The organism is Nocardia gamkensis NBRC 108242 (assembly GCF_001612985.1).
Lineage (GTDB): Bacteria > Actinomycetota > Actinomycetes > Mycobacteriales > Mycobacteriaceae > Nocardia > Nocardia gamkensis.
Window position 1 is genome coordinate 1 of the sequence record NZ_BDBM01000073.1, and the last position, 22,258, is coordinate 22,258.

General features: G+C 69.5%; 23 protein-coding genes and 1 pseudogene. 17 read left to right on the top strand and 7 right to left on the bottom strand.

Features of this window, described 5'->3' with window-relative positions:
* Positions 1 to 149: 149 nt before the first annotated feature.
* From NG1_RS32725 to NG1_RS32730, 3 genes are read right to left on the bottom strand one after another with little or no spacing between them, the layout of a single operon-like run.
* Complete coding sequence (locus NG1_RS32725) at positions 150 to 356, bottom strand: DUF5988 family protein (protein ID WP_040867713.1); 207 nt, start codon at positions 354 to 356, stop codon at positions 150 to 152.
* A gap of 41 nt (positions 357 to 397) precedes the next feature.
* Positions 398 to 505: a zinc-binding dehydrogenase gene (locus NG1_RS36140; RefSeq protein WP_281218388.1), complete on the bottom strand. Its 108-nt coding sequence runs from the start codon at positions 503 to 505 to the stop codon at positions 398 to 400.
* A 33-nt stretch (positions 506 to 538) separates the two neighbouring features.
* Positions 539 to 1,975 (bottom strand): alpha/beta hydrolase, encoded by a 1,437-nt coding sequence (locus NG1_RS32730; protein ID WP_373686205.1) that lies wholly within the window; start codon positions 1,973 to 1,975, stop codon positions 539 to 541.
* 116 nt (positions 1,976 to 2,091) lie between these two features.
* On the opposite strand from NG1_RS32730, the gene NG1_RS32735 reads away from it, so the two are divergent.
* The 5 genes from NG1_RS32735 (at position 2,092) to ruvB (ending at position 5,489) form a co-directional block, all read left to right on the top strand.
* Positions 2,092 to 2,607 (top strand): O-acetyl-ADP-ribose deacetylase, encoded by a 516-nt coding sequence (locus tag NG1_RS32735; protein WP_062977418.1) that lies wholly within the window; start codon positions 2,092 to 2,094, stop codon positions 2,605 to 2,607.
* Between the two features lie 84 nt (positions 2,608 to 2,691).
* Positions 2,692 to 3,144, top strand: coding sequence for an acyl-CoA thioesterase (locus NG1_RS32740; protein ID WP_062977420.1), 453 nt, complete (start codon positions 2,692 to 2,694; stop codon positions 3,142 to 3,144).
* A gap of 82 nt (positions 3,145 to 3,226) precedes the next feature.
* A complete protein-coding gene (gene ruvC, locus NG1_RS32745) occupies positions 3,227 to 3,796 on the top strand; it encodes a crossover junction endodeoxyribonuclease RuvC (RefSeq protein ID WP_062977422.1) in 570 nt (189 codons plus the stop codon).
* A complete protein-coding gene (gene ruvA, locus NG1_RS32750) occupies positions 3,793 to 4,398 on the top strand; it encodes a Holliday junction branch migration protein RuvA (RefSeq protein ID WP_062977424.1) in 606 nt (201 codons plus the stop codon). Before ruvC ends, ruvA begins: the two co-directional genes overlap by 4 nt.
* Before the next feature lie 8 nt (positions 4,399 to 4,406).
* The gene (ruvB, locus tag NG1_RS32755) at positions 4,407 to 5,489 is read left to right on the top strand and encodes a Holliday junction branch migration DNA helicase RuvB (RefSeq protein WP_040867707.1); all 1,083 of its coding nucleotides are present in this window, start codon (positions 4,407 to 4,409) and stop codon (positions 5,487 to 5,489) included.
* A gap of 27 nt (positions 5,490 to 5,516) precedes the next feature.
* Here ruvB and NG1_RS38910 read toward each other — a convergent pair whose 3' ends face one another.
* Together NG1_RS38910 and NG1_RS32765 are read right to left on the bottom strand one after the other, a co-directional pair.
* A complete protein-coding gene (locus tag NG1_RS38910) occupies positions 5,517 to 6,080 on the bottom strand; it encodes a DivIVA domain-containing protein (RefSeq protein WP_062977426.1) in 564 nt (187 codons plus the stop codon).
* A gap of 151 nt (positions 6,081 to 6,231) precedes the next feature.
* Positions 6,232 to 6,897, bottom strand: a complete 666-nt coding sequence (locus tag NG1_RS32765; RefSeq protein ID WP_062977428.1) for a TetR/AcrR family transcriptional regulator — start codon at positions 6,895 to 6,897, stop codon at positions 6,232 to 6,234.
* Between the two features lie 51 nt (positions 6,898 to 6,948).
* On the opposite strand from NG1_RS32765, the gene NG1_RS32770 reads away from it, so the two are divergent.
* From NG1_RS32770 to NG1_RS32820, 11 genes are all read left to right on the top strand, one after another.
* Positions 6,949 to 8,439 (top strand): flavin-containing monooxygenase, encoded by a 1,491-nt coding sequence (locus NG1_RS32770; protein WP_062977430.1) that lies wholly within the window; start codon positions 6,949 to 6,951, stop codon positions 8,437 to 8,439.
* A 170-nt stretch (positions 8,440 to 8,609) separates the two neighbouring features.
* Entirely contained in the window at positions 8,610 to 8,954 is a 345-nt protein-coding gene (gene yajC / locus NG1_RS32775) for a preprotein translocase subunit YajC (RefSeq protein WP_062977432.1), read from the top strand.
* Positions 8,955 to 9,073: 119 nt separating this feature from the next.
* Positions 9,074 to 10,744, top strand: a complete 1,671-nt coding sequence (gene secD / locus NG1_RS32780; RefSeq protein ID WP_062977434.1) for a protein translocase subunit SecD — start codon at positions 9,074 to 9,076, stop codon at positions 10,742 to 10,744.
* A 7-nt stretch (positions 10,745 to 10,751) separates the two neighbouring features.
* Positions 10,752 to 11,987: a protein translocase subunit SecF gene (gene secF, locus NG1_RS32785; protein WP_062977436.1), complete on the top strand. Its 1,236-nt coding sequence runs from the start codon at positions 10,752 to 10,754 to the stop codon at positions 11,985 to 11,987.
* Between the two features lie 17 nt (positions 11,988 to 12,004).
* Complete coding sequence (locus tag NG1_RS32790) at positions 12,005 to 13,726, top strand: ABC transporter substrate-binding protein (RefSeq protein WP_062977438.1); 1,722 nt, start codon at positions 12,005 to 12,007, stop codon at positions 13,724 to 13,726.
* Positions 13,727 to 13,763: 37 nt separating this feature from the next.
* Entirely contained in the window at positions 13,764 to 14,336 is a 573-nt protein-coding gene (locus tag NG1_RS32795; RefSeq protein ID WP_062977440.1) for an adenine phosphoribosyltransferase, read from the top strand.
* Positions 14,337 to 14,426: 90 nt separating this feature from the next.
* Complete coding sequence (locus NG1_RS32800; protein WP_062977442.1) at positions 14,427 to 14,702, top strand: DUF4291 family protein; 276 nt, start codon at positions 14,427 to 14,429, stop codon at positions 14,700 to 14,702.
* 165 nt (positions 14,703 to 14,867) lie between these two features.
* Positions 14,868 to 16,457, top strand: coding sequence for an ABC-F family ATP-binding cassette domain-containing protein (locus tag NG1_RS32805; RefSeq protein WP_062977444.1), 1,590 nt, complete (start codon positions 14,868 to 14,870; stop codon positions 16,455 to 16,457).
* Positions 16,458 to 16,743: 286 nt separating this feature from the next.
* Positions 16,744 to 17,691: a hypothetical protein gene (locus NG1_RS32810; protein ID WP_062977446.1), complete on the top strand. Its 948-nt coding sequence runs from the start codon at positions 16,744 to 16,746 to the stop codon at positions 17,689 to 17,691.
* Between the two features lie 14 nt (positions 17,692 to 17,705).
* Complete coding sequence (locus tag NG1_RS32815) at positions 17,706 to 18,959, top strand: adenylosuccinate synthetase (protein ID WP_062977448.1); 1,254 nt, start codon at positions 17,706 to 17,708, stop codon at positions 18,957 to 18,959.
* Positions 18,960 to 19,027: 68 nt separating this feature from the next.
* Positions 19,028 to 19,654, top strand: a complete 627-nt coding sequence (locus NG1_RS32820) for an NUDIX hydrolase (RefSeq protein ID WP_062977450.1) — start codon at positions 19,028 to 19,030, stop codon at positions 19,652 to 19,654.
* A gap of 46 nt (positions 19,655 to 19,700) precedes the next feature.
* On the opposite strand, the pseudogene NG1_RS32825 reads toward NG1_RS32820, so the two are convergent.
* Positions 19,701 to 19,885 (bottom strand): annotated as a pseudogene (locus tag NG1_RS32825) (YnfA family protein).
* 65 nt (positions 19,886 to 19,950) lie between these two features.
* Positions 19,951 to 20,733 carry a metallophosphoesterase family protein gene (locus NG1_RS32830; protein ID WP_245660149.1) on the bottom strand — a complete coding sequence of 261 codons (783 nt, stop codon included), beginning with the start codon at positions 20,731 to 20,733 and terminating at the stop codon, positions 19,951 to 19,953.
* Positions 20,734 to 20,992: 259 nt separating this feature from the next.
* Here NG1_RS32830 and NG1_RS32835 point away from each other — a divergent pair, with 259 nt between their 5' ends.
* Positions 20,993 to 21,967: an alkaline phosphatase family protein gene (locus NG1_RS32835; protein ID WP_084499371.1), complete on the top strand. Its 975-nt coding sequence runs from the start codon at positions 20,993 to 20,995 to the stop codon at positions 21,965 to 21,967.
* The last annotated feature ends 291 nt before the right edge of the window (positions 21,968 to 22,258 follow it).

Consider the following 22,258-nt stretch of genomic DNA (forward strand, 5'->3'; position numbering starts at 1 on the left):
GGTGGTGGCTGGAAGCAGGCTCGCCACAGTGTGAGCGTCGATAGCGCACGGAGAACGCAGATGCGGGCGACTGATCGCGGAATGCCCGGTGATCTCCCCGGCGGTGCGCCGGGTGCCGACGTCACCGTCGCCGGGGAGGGGAGCCGGAATTACTCCGCGATCTTGGTGCGCTCGCACCATTCGTACACGCGCAGTCGCCCTTCGGGGGTGTCCTGCTCCCGCTGGGTGACCTTGAAGTGCTCGTATCCGCCGCGGAACGGCACCTTCAATTCCACTCCGGGCGGGGTGATCGGGACGATGCGCGCGGGCAGATCTTGCGGCCCGCCTTCGAGGACAGCTTTTGCACCAATGCTCATCCTCGGATGGTAGAAGCGGGAACGGCCTGATCGTGGCACATTCAGGGCACGGTCAGTACCAATTTGCCGACGGTTCGCCCCGCATCGCCCAACGCGTGCGCTTCTGCCGCCTTCGAGAGGGGGAACGACGCGGCGATCATCGGGCGCAGGACGCGGCGCGAGCCGAGCCGGTTGCCGAGGGTTCAGCCGGTGGCGGGAACCGGCAGGCCCACGCGGGCGGCGACCCACGGCAAGGACGAAGCGAACGCGGCCGAAGCGAATTGCCAGGTGTGTCCGCCCGCGGTGGTGTAGACGGTGCAGTCGATGCCTACCGCGTGTCCGGCGGTGCAGAGTTTGCCGGCGGCGCCGACTTCGCCGGAGTCGGGCACCTCGTCACGACCGCCGAGGCCCGCGCTGACGTCGTCGGGAGCGGGAGTGCGCCGGTTGGCGCCACCGGAACGCCGGGCGGGGACGAGGTCGTCGAAGAGACCAGCCACGCCGTCATAGGGACCGTGCCTGGTCATGACGGTCAGCGGGTCGAACGCCTCCCATGCGGCGGCGTCGCCACCGAAGAGACGGGAGACGGTCTGCTCCTGGGTGCCCGAAGACGGCCCGAGATCGCCGGCGATGTCGACGAACGTGCGCACGAGATCGGGGTGCATGACCGCCAGGTCCACCGCGCAGGTGCCGCCCATGGACCAGCCGACCACCGCCCAGCGCGCGGGATCGGCGGAGGCGCCGAATTGCGCTTCGACGTAAGCGGGCACGTCCTCGGTCAGATGCGCGGCGGCGTTGCCGCGCGGCCCGTTCACGCATTCGGTGTCGTTGTTGAAACTGCCGCTGGCGTCGACGAAGACGAGTATCGGGGCGAGGCCGCCGTTCGCCTTCGTGAAACCGTCCAGGGCGGGCATGATCTGGCCGCTGCGGATCCAGTCCGCCGGGGTGTTGAACTCGCCGCCGATCATCATCACCACCGGCAGTGCGGGTGGGGCGGGCCCGGCGAACCACGCGGGTGGCAGGTAGACGTATTCGGTGCGGTGCGGAAATCCGCTGCCGGTGTCGGGGATTCGCACCGGTACCAGTTTGCCGTCGGCGACGGTGGTGTTGCGCAGGGCGGCCAGCGCCGAGAGATCGGTCTGCTGCGGGAGCGGGCCCGCGGTGACCGCGCCCCACGCGGCTTGCACGGTGGGGTAGTAGCCGACCCACTGGTTGAGCACCACCCCGGTGCTCAGCAGCGTCAACGGGATGGCGATGACCGCGATCCCGCGCCGCCACCAGCGTGCGCCCGCCCAGCCGAGGATCGCGACCGCTGCCGCCGCGGCGGCCACACCGATCCACACCCAGAGTTCGGCGGGCGCGGGGTCGGAGGCCAACCCCTCGTCGGCGACATACCAGGCGACGGCCGCCGCCGCCGCGACGCCGACCGCCACGCATGCAGGCAGCCGGAGCACCCACCACCGCCTGGTTCGCCGAGCGACGGCGATCAGCAGGACCACCCCGGCGAGCAGTTCGACGGTCGGCGGCAGCCAGCCGTGCAGCAGTGAGATCCCGTGATGGAACGCGTGCTGCTGATTCGGCGCCGGAGTCGCCGGAGGAAGGCGCGGTGGCGCCGGAGTCGGGGGAGCGGCGAGTACTGGCACGTCCGGCATTGTCGCGGTCATTCCTCGAGGCAGGCTGTGAATCGGCTTCGGTACTGCTGGATGACCGGCATTCGGTGTGCTCGATGCGCCGTGGGTGCGCGAGGCAGAATGCGAGCATGGTCGAACTGGTGCTGGTGCGCGGCGACATCACCGAACAGGAGGTGGACGCGGTGGTGAACGCGGCGAATTCGTCACTGCTCGGCGGCGGGGGAGTCGACGGCGCGATCCACCGGCGCGGCGGCCCGGAGATCCTGGCGGAATGCCGCAGGCTGCGTGCGTCCCACTACGGCTCGGGACTGCCGACCGGGGCCGCGGTCGCGACCACGGCCGGTCGCCTGCCCGCGCGCTGGGTGATCCACACGGTCGGTCCCGTGTGGTCGGCTACCGAGGACCGCTCGGCCTCGCTGGCCTCGTGTTATCGGGAATCTCTGCGCGTCGCGGACGAACTGGGGGCGCGGACGGTCGCGTTCCCGGCGATCTCCACCGGCATCTATGGCTGGCCGATGGAGGACGGAGCCCGGATCGCGGTCGACACGGTTCGCGCTACTCCCACGGCCGTGTCGGAAGTCCGGTTCGTCCTCTTCGACGAGCGCGCTCACGCTGTGTTCGCGAGACAGGTCGCCAGGACCTGAGGCCGGCCGCCCCGGCGAGATCTCCGCGGTCCGAACCATCTCGAGCCCTGAGGCTTGTCGGTGGGGGCTGGCATAGTTCGGCGCGTGTCGTTCAGTACCCGTATCGAAGTCCGGGTGTCCGACTTGGACCCGCAATTGCATGTCACCGGCGCGGCTTACCACCAGTTCGCCGACCACGCGCGATTCGCGTGCGTCCGAGCGGCGGGCGTCTCGGTCGACGAACTGCTCGCCTCCGGCCTCGGGCCGGTCAATCTGGAGACCGTGCTGCGCTTCCGGCGCGAACTACGCGGCGGCGACACCGTCGACGTGTCGTGCGCTTGGCAGTGGGGTGCGGGCAAGACCTATCGGGTCGAGCACACGCTGACGCGCGCCGACGGCGTGGTCGCGGCGACGGTGACCAACGTCAGCGGCTTACTGGACCTGGGGGCACGGCGCCTGGTCGCCGATCCCGCGCACCAGTGGGCGGTGCGTGCGAGTCGTCCGGAGGTGCTCGGCCTGCCGGGCGCGTCGCGGGAAGCCGGTGACGTCGGCGGATAGCCCGGCCGTGTCGCGGGGCGGCGAAAGAGCAAGCCTCCGCTAGACTCTCGAACAGTTGTTCGTGTCCGGGAGAGGGGTTGTCGTGCGGGTGATGGGCGTCGACCCCGGACTCACCCGATGCGGCCTCAGCATCGTCGACGGCGGGTCGGGGCGGAAGGTCACCGCCGTGGACGTCGACGTGGTCCGCACTCCCGGCGATATGGATCTGGCGCATCGCCTGCTGGCGGTCGCGGACGCCGCCGAACGCTGGATGGACACCCACGAGCCCGGGGCCGTTGCCATCGAACGCGTCTTCGCCCAGCACAATGTCCGTACCGCCATGGGCACCGCGCAGGCGGGCGGAGTGATCGCGCTGGCCGCCGCGCGCCGGGGGATCCCGGTCGCGTTCCACACACCCAGCGAGGTGAAGGCCGCGGTCACCGGTAGTGGCACCGCGGACAAGAAGCAGGTGACGGCCATGGTCACCCGGATCCTCGGTCTGCCCGTCGCGCCGAAGCCGGCCGACGCGGCGGATGCGCTGGCGCTGGCGATCTGCCATTGTTGGCGGGCGCCGCTGCTCGAGCGGATGGCGGCGGCGGAGGCCAAGGCGGCCGCGGCGCAACGCCGGTACATCGAACGGCTGGCCGAACAACGGAAGGCGGTGCACGGGTGATCGCGTCGGTACGCGGTGAAGTGCTGGAAATCGCCCTCGACCACGCGGTGATCGAGGCGGCGGGCGTCGGCTACCGGCTCAACGCCACCCCGTCCACCCTGGCCGGGCTCACCCGCGGCGAGGAAACCCGGCTCTACACCGCGATGATCGTCCGCGAGGACTCGATGACCCTCTACGGGTTCGCCGACACCGAGGCGCGCGACCTGTTCGGCCTGCTGCAAACCGTCTCCGGCGTCGGACCCCGCCTCGCCATGGCGGTGCTGGCCGTCCTCGAGCCCGAGGCGCTGCGCAAAGCGCTGGCCGAGAGCAACGTGGCGGCGCTGACCAGGGTGCCCGGCATCGGCAAGCGCGGCGCCGAACGCATGGTGGTGGAACTGCGGGACAAGGTGAACCTCGTTCCGGTGCCCTCCGGCCCGCCCGGATCGACACCCGCGGCGGCGGCCACGCCGGTGCGTGATCAGGTCACCGAGGCGCTCGTCGGCCTCGGTTTCGCCGCCAAGCAGGCCGAACAGGCGATCGATGCGGTGCTGGCCGAACAGCCGGGCGTCGATACCTCCGCCGCCCTGCGGGCCGCGCTCGGCCTGCTCGGCAAGAACCGGTAAGGCGCGTCATGGACCACCACGAGGAACCTACCGAATCCCAGGTCAGCGCAAGCTATCTGAGGTCGGACGGCGAGATCGAGGCGAGTCTGCGCCCGCAGTCGCTGGACGACTTCATCGGCCAGCCCCGGGTGCGCGAACAGCTCGCGCTGGTATTGCGCGGAGCCAAACAGCGCGGCGGCACACCGGACCACGTCCTGCTGTCCGGCCCGCCGGGTCTCGGCAAGACCAGCATGGCGATGATCATCGCCGCCGAACTCGGCACCGCCCTGCGGATCACGTCGGGTCCCGCGCTGGAGCGGGCGGGCGATCTCGCCGCCATGCTCAGCAACCTGGTCGAGGGCGATGTGCTGTTCATCGACGAGATCCACCGGATGGCGCGTCCCGCGGAGGAGATGCTCTACCTGGCGATGGAGGACTTCCGGGTGGACGTGGTCGTCGGCAAGGGGCCCGGCGCGACCTCCATTCCCCTGGACATCGCGCCGTTCACCCTGGTCGGGGCCACCACCAGGTCCGGAGCGCTGACCGGCCCGCTGCGCGACCGTTTCGGTTTCACCGGGCATATGGACTTCTACGAGCCCGGGGAACTGCTGCGTATCCTGAAGCGCTCGGCGCACATCCTCGGTGTCGTGATCGAGGAGGAGGCGGCGGCCGAGATCGCGGGGCGCTCGCGTGGCACGCCCCGCATCGCCAACCGCCTGCTGCGCCGCGTCCGCGACTACGCCGAGGTGCGTGCCGACGGCCGCATCACCCGCGCGATCGCCCACGCCGCGCTCGAGGTCTACGACGTGGACGTGCTCGGCCTCGACCGGCTCGACCGCGCGGTCCTCGGCGCCCTCGTCCGTAGTTTCGGCGGTGGCCCGGTGGGGGTGTCCACCTTGGCCGTGGCGGTCGGAGAAGAGGCCGCGACCGTGGAGGAGGTATGCGAACCGTTCCTGGTGCGCGCTGGCATGGTCGCTCGCACACCGCGCGGCCGGGTCGCCACCGCGGCCGCCTGGGAGCACCTCGGTCTCGTCCCGCCGCCCGACCTGGTGTTCGGCTCCATCGAAGTGCGCGGTCGCGAGCCACACCCCACGCTCGATCTCTTCGAATGAATCGCCCGTCCGGGTGACCGACCGCGGTCAGCGGCGATCGCGCAGGGCGGCGGCGACCAGGTCGAGGAAGGCGTCGACCTCGTCGCGTTGATAGCCGCGGGTGCCGAGGCGGGCCTCGGTGAATCGGACGGCCTCGACATCGGCGATGGTGAGACTGCCCGGCCCGCCGTGTACGAGGGTCGCGGCGACCAGGTCGAGGAAAGCGCCGACCTCCTCCTCGTTGTATCCGCGCCGCCCCACCGCGGCTCGGCTGAACCGCATGCGCCGCACGTCATCCGGAGTGAGGATGGCGTGGCCGTTGCCGTTCGCGGCCGGGACCGGCCGGACGCCGCGCTGACGGAACTCCAGCTCGACGCGCAACTGGTCGAGATATTCGTCGACCTGGTCGGCGCGGTAACCACGCCGGCCGAGCCGTGGCGCGCCGAAACCGATATGCCGTAGATCGTCGGCGGCCAGCGCGCCCTCCCCGGCGAGGGTCGCGGCGACGAGTTCGAGGAAGGCATCCACCTCGTCCGCGTGGTAACCCCGGTGCCCGAGCGTGGGGCTCGCGAAACGGGCGCGGCGCACCTCCTCGGGAGTCACGGGCGACATTCTGTCAGGCGCGGTGCGCCGGGCCGATCGGAAGGGAAATTTCGTGTTTCCCTGGCCTTTTGCGAACAAGGGCCGTCCCCCTGGCGAAAGCGTCGGATCAGTGCGCCTCACCCTAGCGCCGGTGGCGGTGTCAGGGGGATTGCCGAGCCGCTCAGTCCTTGCGAACGCCGTCCACGAGCAGGCGGCGGATCGCCTCGGTCAGCCCGGCGATCGAAGCCTCGTCCGGTTCGCGCAGCGAGTAGACGATGCCCGCGATCAACATGCCGGTCACCGCCCGCGCGGTGTTCAGGGTGTCCAGGTCGGCGCGCAGGTAGCCCTGTTCGACGCCGTGGTCGAGATAGCCCGCGGTCAGGGCGTCGGCCGTGTCGAGCAGGCCGTACAGCCGCTGGGTGAGCTCGTCGTCGATGCCGGTGGCGTGGAACAGCAGCAGCTGGGCCACGCGGCGATCGGCCAGCAGGATCTCGGTGAGGGCCACGCCGATGCGGTCGATCTGGGCGCGGTACTCGTCGAGGGAGGCGGCGGCGTCCGGGGCGTTCTCGGTGCCGAGGGCGGCGATGATGCGCGCGGCCAGGTCGTCGATGACGTGGTCGATGATGTCGCGCTTGTTGCTGAAGTACCGGTAGAAGGTGCCGTGACCGATGCCCAGCTGTCCCGCGATGTCGGCGATGCCGGTGGCGTGATAGCCCTTCTCCGCGAAGCAGACGAACGCGGTGTCGATGATCTCCTGACGCAGTTCGGCTTTCCGTCGCTCGGCACGCGTGGATGGCTTCGTCACCTTGCCGATGATACAGTCATCACAAACGGAATGATGTGTCATTCCGTGATATGTGGTTCAGCAATATGTGGTTCAGCTAGCAGGAGGTTCGGTGTGGCGCCTCAATACGACGCGGTCGTGGTCGGTGCGGGGTTCGGGGGCATGGGAGCGGGGATTCAGCTCGATCGGCTCGGCCTGAGCAATTACGTCATCCTCGAACGCGAGGACGATCTCGGTGGCACCTGGCACGTCAACCACTACCCGGGTCTGGCGGTCGACATCGCCTCGGTGACCTACTCCTACTCCTTCGAACCGAATCCGCACTGGTCGCGGCTGTTCGCGCCGGGCGAGGAGCTGAAGAAGTACGCCGAACACGTCGCCGACAAGTACGGCCTGCGCCGCCGCATGCGCTTCGGCACCGTCGTCGACGGCGCGCGCTGGGACGAAGAGCGGCTGCACTGGGTGGTCTCGATCGCGGGCGGGCAGACCGTCACCGGCCGCTATCTGCTGACCGCGACCGGATTCCTCTCCCAGCCCTACACGCCGCCGTTCCCCGGTATCGACTCGTTCGCAGGCAAGATCATCCACACCACCGCCTGGGAGGACGACTTCGACCTCACCGGCCGCAGGGCCGCGATCATCGGCACCGGCGCCACGGCCGTGCAGCTGGTGCCGGAGGTCGCCGAGAAGGCGCGGGCGCTCACGGTGTTCCAGCGCACCCCGATCTGGGTGGTCCCGAAGATCGACACCGCGATCCCCGCGCCGGTGCGGAAGCTGTTCGAGCGGGTCCCCGCCACGCAGAAGGCCGCGCGACTGGTCAACACCAGCCTGCTGGAGGCGCTGATGGTGGTCGGGGTGCTGCACTTCAAGCAGGCCAGGCTGCTGAACAAGGGCGCGGGCGCGCTGGCCAAGGCGCATCTGCGGGCGTCGGTGCGGGACAAGGAAACCCGCAGGCAACTGACCCCGGACTACGATTTCGGGTGCAAGCGGCCGACGTTCTCCAACCGCTACTTCACCACGTTCAACCAGCCGCACGTGCGGCTGGAGACGAACTCGATCGACCACATCGAGCCGGACGGCATCGTCACCGCGGACGGGCACAAGACCGAGATCGACACCCTGATCCTGGCCACCGGCTTCAACCTGTGGGACGTGAACTTCCCGGCCATCGAGATCATCGGCCGCGACGGGGTGAACCTCGGAAAGTTCTGGCGGGACAACCGGTTCCAGGCCTACGAGGGCATCACGGTGCCGAAGTTCCCCAACTTTCTCAGCCTCAACAGCCCGTACTCCTACAGCGGCCTGTCCTACTTCACCACCATCGAAGCGCAGATGAAGCACATGGGCCGCCTGTTCGGCGAGCTGCGCCGCCGGGGCGAGACGACCTTCGAGGTCACCGAGCAGGCCAACGCGGCGTTCCTGGACCGGGTCACCGCCAAGCTGGGCTCCTCGGTCTTCTACGGCGGCGACTGCGCCACCGCGCGCAGCTATTACTTCAACCAGCACGGCGAGGCGGCCCTGCTGCGGCCCACCAGCACGCTCAACGCGCATCGCGAGGCGGTCGCCTTCCCGCTGGAGGACTACGCCTACGGCAGGACCGCCTGAGCCGGCGCACCGCCTCGCCCGCCGGAGTGTCGTTCGCCGGGCGAGGCGGTGCGCGATGAGAACGTTGTAGCTGCCCAGCGGGTGTGCGGGTGTGGCACTCGCGCGGTGAACTGGCAGACTGTGTGGGTACTTGTCCATCCCACCCACGACACTAGGGACTGACTTCGACGATGGAACTGCTGTTTCCGCTGCTACTGGTAGCCCTGCTCGTGCCGATGTTCCTCGGTGTCCGCCGTCAGAAGCGGGAAGCCGAGAAGGTCGCAGGCATGCAGGACAACCTGAAGGTCGGCGATCAGGTCGTCACCACGTCGGGTCTGTACGGCACCGTGGTCGAACTCGATGACACCACGGTCGATCTCGAGATCGCCGAGGACGTGGTCACCACGTGGCTGCGCCAGGCCATCCGTGAGGTGCGCACCGAAGAGGTGGGCGCCGAGGAGACCGGCGGCTCGGACGCGACCGACGCCGTCGAGGAATCCGCCGAGCAGACCGAGACCCGCCTGACCAAGGACTGATCGTTCCGGTTGTGCCCCGGCTCGCTGGATGTCGCCGCGGCCGTTGGTCCGCGCACCCGGCGCCGCTGGCGCACGCCCGCTGTTCCATCCTCGACTTCCCGCCTAGGAGATGACGTACTGTGCCACCTTCCCAGGGATCGGCGCACCCGCTGCGGTTGCTCGGTGTCTATGCCGCGCTGCTGGCCGTGATCTATGCGCTGGTGTTCTTCACCGGTGACAAGTCCCCGACACCCAAGCTCGGTATCGACCTGCAGGGCGGCACCCGCGTCACGCTGTCCGCGCGCACGCCGGACGGCAGCAAGCCGAGCCAGGACAGCCTGAAGAAGGCGCAGGACATCATCGAGAACCGGGTCAACGGGCTCGGCGTCGGCGGTTCCGAGGTTGTCATCGACGGCGACAACATCGTGATCACCGTGCCCGGCGACGACGGGCAGCAGGCGCGCGCGCTGGCGACCACCGCCAAGCTCTACATCCGGCCCGTATTGCAGGCCGTGCCCGCGGCCGGACGTGGCGCCACCCCGCAGACGACTCCGGGCACTCAGCCCGCGCCGGCCGCGCAGCCGGAGACGACGCAACCCGCGACACCGGAGACCACCGAGCCTGCCCCGGCTCCGCAGCAGCGCGTGTTCCCCGCTCAGCAGCCGACGCAGCCGCCCGCCGATCCCAGCCTGACGCCCACCGAAGAGGCGACGAAGGAGATCCAGGCGGCCAGGGCGCTGCGGCAGAGTTCCGACCCGTCCGTGCAGCAGACCGCGCTGGCCACCATGGACTGCGGAAAGGCCGATCCACTCGCGGGCAACGACGACCCGGCTCTTCCGCTGGTGACCTGCTCGACCGACGGCACCGAGGTCTTCCTGCTGGACAAGAGCCGCATCGACGGCCAGGAGATCAAGGACGCCACCTCGGGGCTGAACCAGCAACAGGCCAGGCACGAGGTCTATCTGGACTTCAAGTCCGGCGGCAGCGACGCGTGGGCGACGCTGACCGGCGAGTACGTCTACAAGCGGGTCGCCTTCGTGCTCGACTCGAAGGTGGTCAGCGCACCGGTCGTACAGCAGGGCCCGCAGCAGGGCGGCCGCACCCAGATCTCGGGCAACTTCACCGCGACATCGGCCAAGGAACTGGCGAACACGCTGAAGTACGGCTCGCTGCCGCTGTCGTTCCAGACCTCCGAGGCCGAGACGGTCTCCGCGACGCTGGGCCTGTCCTCGTTGAAGGCGGGCCTGCTCGCCGGGGCGGTCGGCTTGGTCGTGGTGTTGCTCTACTGCCTGACCTACTACCGGATGCTGGGTTTCGTCACCGGTTTGTCACTGGTGGCCTCCGGATTCGCGGTGTACGGCATCATGGTGCTGCTCGGGCGCTGGATCGGCTTCACACTCGACCTCGCCGGTATCGCCGGTCTGATCATCGGTATCGGTATGACCGCCGACTCGTTCGTGGTGTTCTTCGAACGCATCAAGGACGAGATGCGGGAAGGACGCAGCTTCCGTTCCGCGGCTCCCCGCGGCTGGCAGCGCGCCCGCCGGACCATCCTGTCCGGTAACGCCGTCAGCTTCATTGCCGCGGCCGTGCTGTACATCCTGGCCGTCGGCCAGGTGAAGGGCTTCGCGTTCACCCTCGGTCTCACCACGATCCTCGACGTCGTCGTGGTGTTCCTGGTCACGTCGCCGCTGGTGCTGCTGGCTTCACGGACGGCGTTCTGGTCCAAGCCCTCGGTGAACGGCCTGGGCGCGATCCAGCAGATCGCCCGCGAGCGGAAGGCGGCCGAGGCCGCCCTCGGGAAGGCGTGAGGACGCGATGACCAACAGCCACACCACCCCCTCGCTCGACAAGACGAGCGCCACCGAGATCACCGACGTGTTCGCGGCGGTCGGCGAGCCGCAGCCGCCCAAGCACGGCTTCCTCAACCGCCTCTACACCGGTACCGGCGCGATCGACGTCATCGGCAAACGCCGGATGTGGTATCTCATCACCGCCGCGATCGTGCTCGTATCGCTGGGCAGCATCCTCTTCCGCGGCTTCAACTTCGGCATCGACTTCGAGGGTGGCTCCCGCATCCAGTTCCCCGCGGGGAACGCGACCACCAGCGCGGCGGAGGACGTCTATCGCGGCGCCATCGGTACCGACCCGGTCTCGGTGCAGACCGTCGGCACCGGCGGATCGGCCACCATGTTGATCCGGTCAGAGGCGCTGGACCCGCAGCAGGTGGAGGCGCTGAACAACGCGCTGTTCGCGAAGTTCCAGCCGAAGGACAAGTCCGGCAACCCGAGCCGGGCCGCGATCAGCACCTCCGACGTCAGCGAGACCTGGGGCAGCCAGATCACGCGTAAGGCGCTCATCGCGCTCGCGGTGTTCCTCGTGCTCGTGGCGGTCTACATCGCGGTCCGATTCGAACCGCACATGGCCATCGCGGCGCTGGCGGCGCTCGCCTTCGACGTCACGGTCACCGCGGGCGTGTACTCGCTCGTCGGCTTCGAGGTCACCCCGGCCACGGTGATCGGCATCCTGACGATCCTCGGCTTCTCGCTCTACGACTCGGTCGTGGTGTTCGACAAGGTCGAGGAGAACACCCACGGCATCCTGCACCTGACCAGGCGCACCTACGGTGAGCAGGCCAACCTCGCGGTGAACCAGACGCTGATGCGCTCGATCAACACCGCCTTGATCGGTATCCTGCCGATCGTCGGCTTGATGGTGATCGCGGTCTGGATGCTGGGCGTGGGCACCCTCAAGGACTTGGCGCTGGTGCAGCTGGTCGGTCTGCTGGTCGGCACCTACTCTTCGATCTTCTTCGCGACTCCGCTGCTGGTCTCGATCAAAGAGCGCTGGGGGCCGGTGGCGGCGCACACCAAGAAGGTCGTGGCCAAGCGGGCCGGTGCGGCAGGGGCACGGGCAGGCGTCGCGGCCGAGCGCCGGGCGAGCATGGCAGCGGGCCGGGATTTCGAGGAGACGCCGCGCGGACAGCGCGCGGCGGGGCAGACACCGCGACCCGGTGCGCGCCCGAGCGGTAAACGGCACAAAAGGCGGAACTGACACCAGACAGGGGTTTCATGCGACAGCCACGCGGTGCGGTACGACTGATCGGAGCGCTCGCTGCGGGCACGCTGGCCGCCGGGTTGATGGTCGGCTGCTCCAGTAAGAACCAGGTTCCCTCCATCGGCTACGCGACCGATGCCACCATCGCCACCTATAACGGCGGCAGCACGCTCGGAGCGAGTTCCGGGTCATCGGCGGTGTTCGCCCGGGTGCTCACCGGCTTCTTCTACACCGGTCCGGACGGCCAGCAGGTCGCCGACACCGACTTCGGCACCGCCAAGGAGGTGCCGGGGGAGTCGCAGACCATCCAGTACCGCCTCAACCCCGACGGTGTGTACTCCGACGGTGTGCCGACCTCGTGCGACGACTTGGTGCTGGCCTGGGCTGCCCGCAGCGGGCGGTACACCAAACCCGGTGATCGCGGCGCGGTTCCGCTCTTCGACGCCGCGAGCACCAGCGGCTACGACGACATCGAGCGCGTCGACTGCCAGCCCGGTTCGCGGGATGCCACGGTGGTGTTCCGGCCCGGCCGGCGTTATCTGCCGTGGCGCACTCTGTTCACGGCGGGCGAGCTGGTGCCCGCGCACGTCGCGGCCCGAGTCGCGAACGTGCCCAATGTCGTGTCGGCGTTGCAGACCGGCGACCCGAACGCGCTCGGCAGGATCGCGGAATTCTGGAACACCGGATGGGTCATCCCGGCCGACGGCGGGCTGGACCTGTCGCGCTTCCCTTCGTCGGGGCCGTACCGCATCGAGTCGTTCGGCAGCGAGGACGGCTTGGTGCTGGTCGCCAACGAGCGGTGGTGGGGCAATAAACCGGCGACCGGGCGAATCGTCGTCTGGCCCAAGACCTTCGACCTGAAGCAGAAGGTCGGCGACAACGCCGTCGGCGTGCTCGACATCGGTGCGCATTCGGTGAAAGACCTGAATCTGAACGGCTTCTCGGTGCAGACCATGCCGGGCCGGGGCGCCGAACAGCTGGTGCTGGCGACCGGCGGTGTGTTCGCCTCGGTCGAGGCGCGCCGCGCGTTCGCGTTGTGCCTGCCACGTCAGACGCTGTTCGACAAGCTCGGCAAGACGCCGGACGCACCGAAGACCGGGCTCGGCTCCGGCCCGCTCGACGCGCACGTCGTGCAGCAGGACTCCCTGTTCTATCCGGCGGTCATCGGCGCGGCGAACAAGTACTCCGGTGGCGACGTGGCGAACGCGACCAGGGCGGTCGCGGCCTCCGGTGCGCCGAACCCCACCGTCCGGATCGGCTATCAAGGTCCGGACGATCGCCGTGCGCAGACCGTCGCCATGATCGCCGAGGCCTGCAAACCGGCGGGCATCACCGTGGTGGACGCCGGTGCGCCCGACTTCACTCCCACCCGGCTCACCGAGGGCAAGGTCGACGCCGTCCTGGGCAGCACCGCCGCGGTGGCCGGTCCGGCGGGCTCGCTCGGCGGCGAGGCCGCGACCAGTGCGTTGCGCACCGGTAGCGGGCTCAATTTCGGACGGTTCGGCAACGGCCGTTACGATGCGATCACCGATCAGCTCGGGGCCGACGACAACGCGGCCGTACAGCTGAATCTGCTCACCGAGGCGGAGAACCTGCTGTGGGCGGAGCTGCCGAGCATCCCGTTGTTCGCCACCCCGCGCACGATCGCCTTCGGCAAGGGGCTGCGCAACGGGATCGCCGCCCCCACCCAGGCCGGATCCGGTTGGAACATGGACCGGTGGGTGCTCGAGCGGTGACCGACGGTGTGGGTGATGGGATCATGGAGAGGTGTCGATGAGTAAGCACGCGGCGATCGAATCCGCGGACGTAGCCGCCGAACGGACCATCAAAGCCGCCGAGGTGGTCGACCGTTTGACCCGTTGGCACGACGACTTTCCCACGGCCGGTGTGCGTTTCGCGGATCTCACCCCGGTGTTCGCCGACGCCGAGGGCTTCCGCGCTGTGGTCGACTGCCTGGCCGCGTGCGCGCCCGACGCCGATCTGGTGGCGGGCGTCGACGCCCGCGGCTTCCTGCTCGGCGCCGGTGTCGCCGCCTCCCTCGGCACCGGCGTGCTCGCCATCCGCAAGGCGGGCAAGCTGCCGCCGCCGGTGATCAGCCGCGAATACAGCCTCGAGTACGGCACCGCCGCGTTGGAGATTCCCGCGGACGGCATCGAATTGGCGGGCCGTCGCATCCTGTTGCTGGACGACGTGCTCGCCACCGGCGGCACGCTCGCCGCCGCCGCCGAAATCTTCAAGCAGGCGGGCGCCGAGGTGGCCGCCGCCGCGGTGGTGCTGGAACTCGGCTTCCTCGGCGGCCGCGCACGGCAGGGCGACTACCCGCTGACCTCCATCGTCCAGCTCTGAGCCACGCCCCACATCCGCTCGCCACTCGCAGCGGGTCGCGCGTAGCGGAAATCCATTGCCCGGGACTGCGGTGACTGTCAGGATCGCGGCATGCGAGCTGACGAGCCGCCGCGCCGGATCCGGGCGGTCTACGACGAGAACACGATCGGCGTCGATCAGTCATCCGCCCCGGAGATCGCGGGTATCGCCGTAGAGCACTACCTCGACCGATGGATCACCGGAATCCGCGATGTCACCGAGGAGGCGCGGCAGGTGCGCCGGATGGTAGCCGCGGGGGAGCTGGAGGCGGCGGCGCGGGCTCTCCCCGAGGAACGTCCCTATCCGCTCCCCGCGGCCGTGGCCGCCATCATCGGCGCGTCGTCCTGAAGCGGACGTGTGATCCGAATTGCACTGGCGCATTCGCCGGTGTTGTGTTTAATCTGGACAGGTCTTATCCCCGTTGATCGGAGTTCTGCCGTTGCTCATTTGAGGTAGCCACTCGTGCGGCCCGCATTCGCGCGCCGTCATTCGTCGCAACCTCCAGGAGCAGGCATGACCAATCTGTCTTTTTCCGATCTCACTTTCGGCTGGCCGGGCGGCACCCCCGTTTTCGACGGCGTCGACGCCGTCCTCGGCCCCGGTCACATCGGCCTGGTGGGCGGTAACGGTGCGGGCAAGTCCACTTTGCTGCGGCTGATCGCAGGGGAGCTGAAGCCCGTTCGCGGGTCCGTCGCCGTCACCGGGCATCTCGGGTATCTGCGCCAAGATCTCGGCCTGGGTGCGGGGCAGCGCGTCGATGCGGTGCTGGGCATCGCGGAGGTGCGAAAGGCATTGCACCGCATCGAGTCCGGGTCGGGCGGTGAGGCCGACTTCGATCTGGTCGGTAATCACTGGGATGTCGAGGAGCGGGCGTTGGCGTTGCTGGCCCGACTCGGCCTGCACTACGTCGCCGACTCGGTGGAGCAGCTCGATCGCACGCTCGACACTCTCTCCGGCGGCGAGACGGTGCTGCTCGGACTGATCGCCGAGCTGCTCGCCGAGCCGGACGTGCTGCTGCTGGACGAACCGACGAACAACCTGGACCGGGTGGCGCGAGCACGGCTCTACGAGGTGGTCGGGCAGTTCTCCGGCACCGTGCTCACGGTCAGCCACGATCGTGAGCTGCTCGAGCGGATGACCTCCATCGCGGAGCTGCGCCACGGCGAATTGCGGCTGTTCGGCGGGAATTTCAGCGAGTACGAGCGGATCGTCGCCGCCGAGCAGGAAGCGGCTCGCGCCGCGATCCGCGACGCGCGCAGCGATGTCCGCAAGCAGGCCCGCGAACTCGTCGAGGCACGCATCAAGCTGGACCGCAGGCAGCGATACGGACAGAAGATGTGGGATCAGAAGCGCGAGCCGAAGATCATCATGAACGAACGCAAACGGCAGGCGCAGGTGTCGGCGGGCAAGCTGCGCAACAACCACATCGAGAAGCTGGACACCGCCAAGGAACAGCTCGAGCAGGCCAAGGAGCTGTTGCGCGACGATCGGGAGATCCGCGTGGAGCTACCCGGCACGCGGTTGTATCCCGGCCAGGACGTGATCGAGCTGGACCGGGTCGAGCTGGCGTGCGGGCCCACGGTGACGTTGCGGGTGTCCGGTCCGGAGCGGATCGCGCTGACCGGCCGCAACGGCGTCGGCAAGACGACGTTGCTGCGGCGCATCGCGCAGGAGGGGCCGAAGGTGCCGTGGCGGATGCTGCCGCAGCGGCTGGACGTGTTCGACGAGCGGCGATCGGTCTTCGAGAACGTCGCCTCGACGGCGCCGCACGCGTCCGCGGAGCGGATCCGGGCGCAGCTGGCCCGCTTCCTGTTCCGTGGCGCGGATGCCGACGTCGCGGCCGCGGCACTGTCGGGCGGTGAACGGTTGCGCGCGGCGCTGGCCATGCTGCTGCTGGCCGATCCGGCGCCGCGGCTGCTGCTGCTGGACGAGCCGACCAACAATCTCGACCTGCCCAGCCTGGAGCACCTGACCCAGGCGCTGGCGAGCTTCGAGGGCGCGCTGATCGTGGTCAGTCACGATCCGCGTTTCCTCGACGACATCGGGGTGACTCGTCGTCTCGAGCTCACCGCGGAGGGATTGGTGGAGACGCTCGTGGCTTGACGCGCCGTCGCCGTCGAGAGCCGCTTCGGGCGCGGAACCGGCCTCCCGGCGACAGGCGGAGGCCGAGCCGACAGCGGTGCCCGTCAGCAGCGTGGGGCGACGAACCGCGCGGGCTGCGACCTGCCGGCCTGCACGCGCACGGGAGCCAGGCACCGGTTGGTGGTGCCCGGCTCCGGTGCGCGTCGTCGAGGTACCACCCAGAGCGAGGGCGGACGGCCGATGTGCGCGAACCTTGACCGCGCTAGTTTTAGTCACTTACACTAAAACATAGAGAGGACGTGATCACATGGGATACGGAAACTGGGACGACTCCACCTACCGCGCGGCGAAGACCTTCCGCGCCGCTCGCGGCATCGATGACTTCGGCTACACCGCCGACATGCGGGCCGAGCCGCACGCCGAGTGGCGGGTGCACCCGACGCTGGACCCGCTCGGCGTCACGGTGCGCGAATGCCGGGATTCGGCCGAGCACGGCAGCTCGCTGCCCATCGCGGTGCTGTTCGACGTCACCGGATCGATGGGGCGGGTGCCGCGGATCATGCAGGACAAGCTGGGTACCCTGCACGGTCTGTTGCGGCGCAAGGGCTATGCGGACGACCCGCAGATCCTGTTCGGCGCGATCGGCGACGCGGACACCGACCGCGTGCCGTTGCAGATCGGCCAGTTCGAATCCGACAACCGGATGGACGAGCAGTTGCGCGCCATCTTCCTGGAGGGCGGCGGCGGTGGGCAGAAGTCCGAGAGCTACGAACTGGCCGCCTACTTCCTGGCGACGCACATCGCGACCGACGCGTGGGACAAGCGGCGCAAGAAGGGCTACCTGTTCCTGATCGGCGACGAGCTGAACAAGCCGCGGCTGGCCTCCCGCCACATCCGCGCGATCATCGGCGACAGTGTGCGCCAGGACATCTCGGTGGAATCCATCTACCGCGAGCTCACCGAACGCTGGCACGTGCATTACATCCTGCCCAACCAGTCCAGCTACTTCCACGACCCGGAGATCGCCGAGCACTGGCGTGATCTGCTCGGCCAGAACTTCCTGCGCCTGGACGACCCGGCGGCGGTGTGCGAACTCATCGCGCTGACGATCGGATTGGCGGAAGGTCGCGTCGACCTGGCCGCCGGGCTGGCGGATTTGCGGGATGTCGGGTCCGTGGCCGAGGCCGCGTCGGTAGGCAAGGCGCTCGGGGCCGACGGCGGGCGAGCGCGGGCATTGCCGCGCGGCCGCGGTTGAAGCCGGGGCGGGCGATGTTCGGGTCGCACATCATCGTCGTGGATCTCGGTTTCGGGGACGCGGGCAAGGGCGCGACGGTCGACTGGCTCTGCGCCCCCGAGTCGGGATTCGAGGTCGCCGCCGTGGTCCGGTTCAACGGCGGGGCGCAGGCGGCGCACAACGTGATCGCCGACGGACGGCATCACACGTTCGCGCAGTTCGGATCGGGGACGTTCGCGGGCGTCCCGACACTGCTGTCGCGGCACATGCTGGTCGAACCGATCGCGCTTGCCGCCGAGGCGCGCAGGTTGGCCGCGCTGGGCGTCCGGGATCCGCTGTCGTTGTTACGGATCGACGGGCGGGCATTGCTCACCACGCCGATCCACATCGCCGCCAACCGTGCCCGCGAGGATGCGCGGGGTCGCGCGCGGCACGGTTCGTGCGGCCGTGGGATCGGCGAGACCGCAGGGTACGCGCTGGCGCACACGGCACCGACCGTGTCGGATTGCCTGCGACCCCGGGTGCTGCGCCGCAAGCTGCGGGCGCTGGCGGCGTACTACGGGCCGCTGATCGCGTCGAGCGAACATCGTTACGAGCCGATCGATGACCTGGTCGACATGTACGGGGAGTTCGCCGCAGCGGTCCCCATCGTCGGCGACGACCAGCTGGCTCGGTTCGCGCGGCGCGGCACGGTGGTGTTCGAAGGCGCCCAAGGCGTCCTGCTCGACGAGTGGCGCGGGTTCCATCCGCACACCACCTGGTCGACGGTCGAGCCGCGCAACGCGCACGCGATGCTCGCCGAGATCGGCGCGCGCGGCTATGTGCTCGGCGTCACCCGCACCTATCAGACCCGCCACGGCCCGGGCCCTTTCCCCACCGAGGATCCGGGCCTCGTCCTGCCCGAGCCGCACAATGCGGCAGGCCGCTACCAAGGCGAATTCCGTCTCGGGCACTTGGACACGGTGCTGCTGCGCTACGCCATCGAGGTCTCGGGCGGTGTCGACGGTCTCGCCGTCAACCACCTGGACGCGCCCGGAAGGCGATACGCCGCAACCGGTTACACCGTGGATGGCGCGGCCTGGGACCGGGTGTCCGCCGGACGCAGGCGGGACCTCGACCACCAGCGGGAGTTGACCCGGTTGCTCTCGCGCGCCGAGCCCGTCCTCGCCGAAATGCCGGACGACCCGGTGCCGTGGCTGGCCAGGACGCTCGGTGTGCCGGTCGCGCTCACCGCCGACGGCCCCGGCCGCCGCCACCGCACCCGCACGACGTATCCCGTCGCGGCGTGATCGTCCGCGCAGACATTCCGCGAGACGGGTCCGCCTGCCGCGTGGCGGGTCGGGCAGGATGGGTGGCCGTGGAGCAGTCCGTTGTGTCGGTGGATGTCGTGGCGTTGCGGTTCTGGGACGAGGACGGCGGCGTCCGATTCGGGATCGCACCCCGGGCGATGGAACCGTTCGCGGGGCAGCTCGCCTTGCCCGGTGTGCTGCTCGGACGGGGGGAGCGGCTGGCCGTCGCGGCGCGACGCGCGGTGCACACCAAATTGGACGTCCCGGAGGCCGCCATCGGCTCGGTGGGGCAATTGGTGACCTTCGACGAGCCGAACCGCGACCCGCGCGGGCCGACGCTCTCGATCGCGATGTGGGCGGTGGTGGGACCGCACGAGGGACCGGCGCGGTGGACCGCCTTCGACGAGGTGCCCGAACTGGCCTTCGACCACAATCGCGTCGTCGCGGTGGCCCGCGACGTCCTGACGCGGTTGCTGTGGAAGGACCTGACGTTCACCAGGGCCCTGCTCGGCGAGGAATTTCCGGCGACCAAGGCGGTGGAGGCCGTCACAGCGCTGTCCGGAGCCCGTCCCGACGCCGCGAACCTGAACCGGACGCTGGCGGCCATCCCGGGCCTGGCGCGCACCACCGAACGGCGGCGCGTCAAAGCGACCGGCCGGCCCGCGGCAGTGTGGGCCTTCGGCGCGCAGGAGTGAACGACAGTGCGCGGTGTCGCGTCGAGGCCGATCGAAGGGCCCGCGGTCAGCGGCGCGGTGCGTACATGATGATCGCGACCCCGATCAGGCAGATCGCCGCGCCCGGATAGTCCCAGCGGTCGGGGCGGAACTTGTCCACCAGCATGCCCCAGGCCAGCGATCCCGCGACGAAGACACCGCCGTAGGCGGCGAGAATACGGCCGAAGTTCGGGTCCGCCAGCCCTGCCACACCAGCCAGGCGCCGCCGATCTCGGCGAGCGCGGCGAGGGCGAACAACAGCAACGAGCGGGCGACCGTCATGGCGGGGACGGTACTTGCTCGCGATCCGTCGGACGCGAATCAGGAGCGACCTCATAGACGGCGTAGGCGCGCCCGAGCACGGGGTAGGAGACGTTGCGCACCGGCACGCCGCCCTGGGTACGCCCGAATTCCGTTCCACCGTGGGCATGTCCGTGGACGGCCAGCACCGCTCCGCCCGCGTCGACGGCCACGGCCAGATCATGGCAGCCGAGTCCGGCGTAGATCTTGGGCGGTTCACCGGCCAACGTGTCGATGACCGGTGCGAAATGCGTGAGCGCGATGCGGGTTTCGCAGTCGATCCGGTCGAGTGCCTGGCGGAGGCGAAGGGCGTCGAGTGGGCCGCGGCGCATGCGGGCGCGGTGTTCGGCGGAACCCTCCTCCGGTGTGCCGGGATGGCCCGGGAAGCCGCCGCTGCCGCCCATGACTCCGGCGATGCCCACCCGGATTCCCTCGATGTCGAGGCTGATCGCGGTGCCGTCCAGCACGTGGACGCCCAACGCGGTGAGCTGTGCCGCGATCAGGTAACCCGATCGTTGATCGTGGTCGTGATTGCCGAGCACGGCGACCACCGGTACGGGAAGACCGTCGAGTTCGGCACAGAGCAATTCCGACTCCGCGCGGGTGCCACCATCGGTGAGATCGCCTGCGAGTAACAGGATGTCGGCGTCCGCGGAAAGGCGCAGGAAGTCGGGACGGAAACGTCCGGCGACCGCCGCGCGCATATGCAGGTCGCCGACGGCGGCGACGCGGAGGCATTCGGTGCTGCGCGCTGCGGTCACGACGGCCAGTCGGCCACAGCGGCGAAGGCGTGTCAAGCGATGGCGCGAAAGCCGTGCGCGACGATCGATCGTCACACGGATCCGGAACTCGACGTTCACCTGGCCGCGACCGGCCGTGAAGTTCGGATATAGCTTGCCGCTATTCCTTGTTCAGGGCGTGTTCAGCGAGGCTACCGACAGTGTGGCCCTCGATGAAACGTCCATGAACACTGCCGTGGCGGGCTATCGCGCCTGCCCGCCGGTCCCGCATGGTCGCGGTATGAGCCGAGCGCAACTGCTGTCCAAAGTCGTTGCCGCCGCGGCGGCCGTCTTCCTTCCGCTGGCCGCGACCGGAGTCGCCGAGGGGGAGGCTCCGACGCCCAAGGTGGTCGTGATCGGCCTGGACGGCCTGATGTACGGCAAGGTCGAGCAGGTGCGGGCGCCGAATCTGCTGCGGCTGAGCGGAGAAGGCTTGCTGAGCCGTTCCTCGATCGCTCCGCACATCACCATCTCGGGTCCGTCCTGGGCCACCGTGCTGACCGGCGTGTGGGATCGCAAGCACGGCATCACCGACAACCGGTTCACCGCGTCCCCGTTCGCGCGGTACCCGACGGTGTTCACCCGGCTCGAGCGGGCTCGACCGGCGCTGAAGACCCAGTCCATCGCCACCTGGGACCAGATCGCCACCCTGACCGGCAGCGGCGACCCGCGCGCCGACGTCGTCGTCTCCACCGCGCCCGTGCCGGACGACCCGGACGAGTCCCGCACCGACGCCGCCACCACCGACGCCGTGGTCGCCGCGATCGGCCGATTCGCGCCCGACCTGCTGTTCACCCATCTGGACCAAGTCGACCGCGCCGGTCACGACGCGGGCGGGGCTTCGCGGGCCTACCTGGACGCCGTAACGCGCATCGACGCTCTGGTGGGCCGCATCGTCGCCGCCGTCGACGCCCGCGCCGCCGCCCATCCCGCCGAGCGGTGGACCGTACTAGTCACCGCCGACCACGGCCACCTGCCCAGGGGCGGGCACGGCGGCCAATCCCCGGACGAGACGACCAACTTCGTCATCGCCCGCGGCCCGGACTTCCGGCCCGGCGCCACCAGTACCCGAGCGACCCTGGTCGACATCACCCCCACGGTGCTCGACCTCCTCGACGTCGCCCCCGGCGCCGACCTCGACGGCCGCTCCCTGCGCCCCGAGCCCGGACCCGCGCGGACGCCTTTGTCCGAACCCCTGCCCGCCGCGATCCGCTGACCGCCCTCGCCCGGCCTCGTCTGTGGGCTCGCGCTCCGACCCGCGGGTCCGATACGTCTGGATCCACGAGCCGGGCAAACTCGCGCGGATGCAGTCCAGGGGTTGGTTGTCGCAGGTAGACGGCAAATCAGTGGTGGTGCGTCGCAGGACGGCTACCGCGTCCGGCGCATCACGAGCATCCGGTATGGGACGGTTGTCAGGAATAGTCCGGACCTCGGCACGCCCGCGTGCGTTCTTCGTCGCGACACCCTCGTGCGCATCCTTGGTTCGCGGAGCGGACGTCGCAGCTGC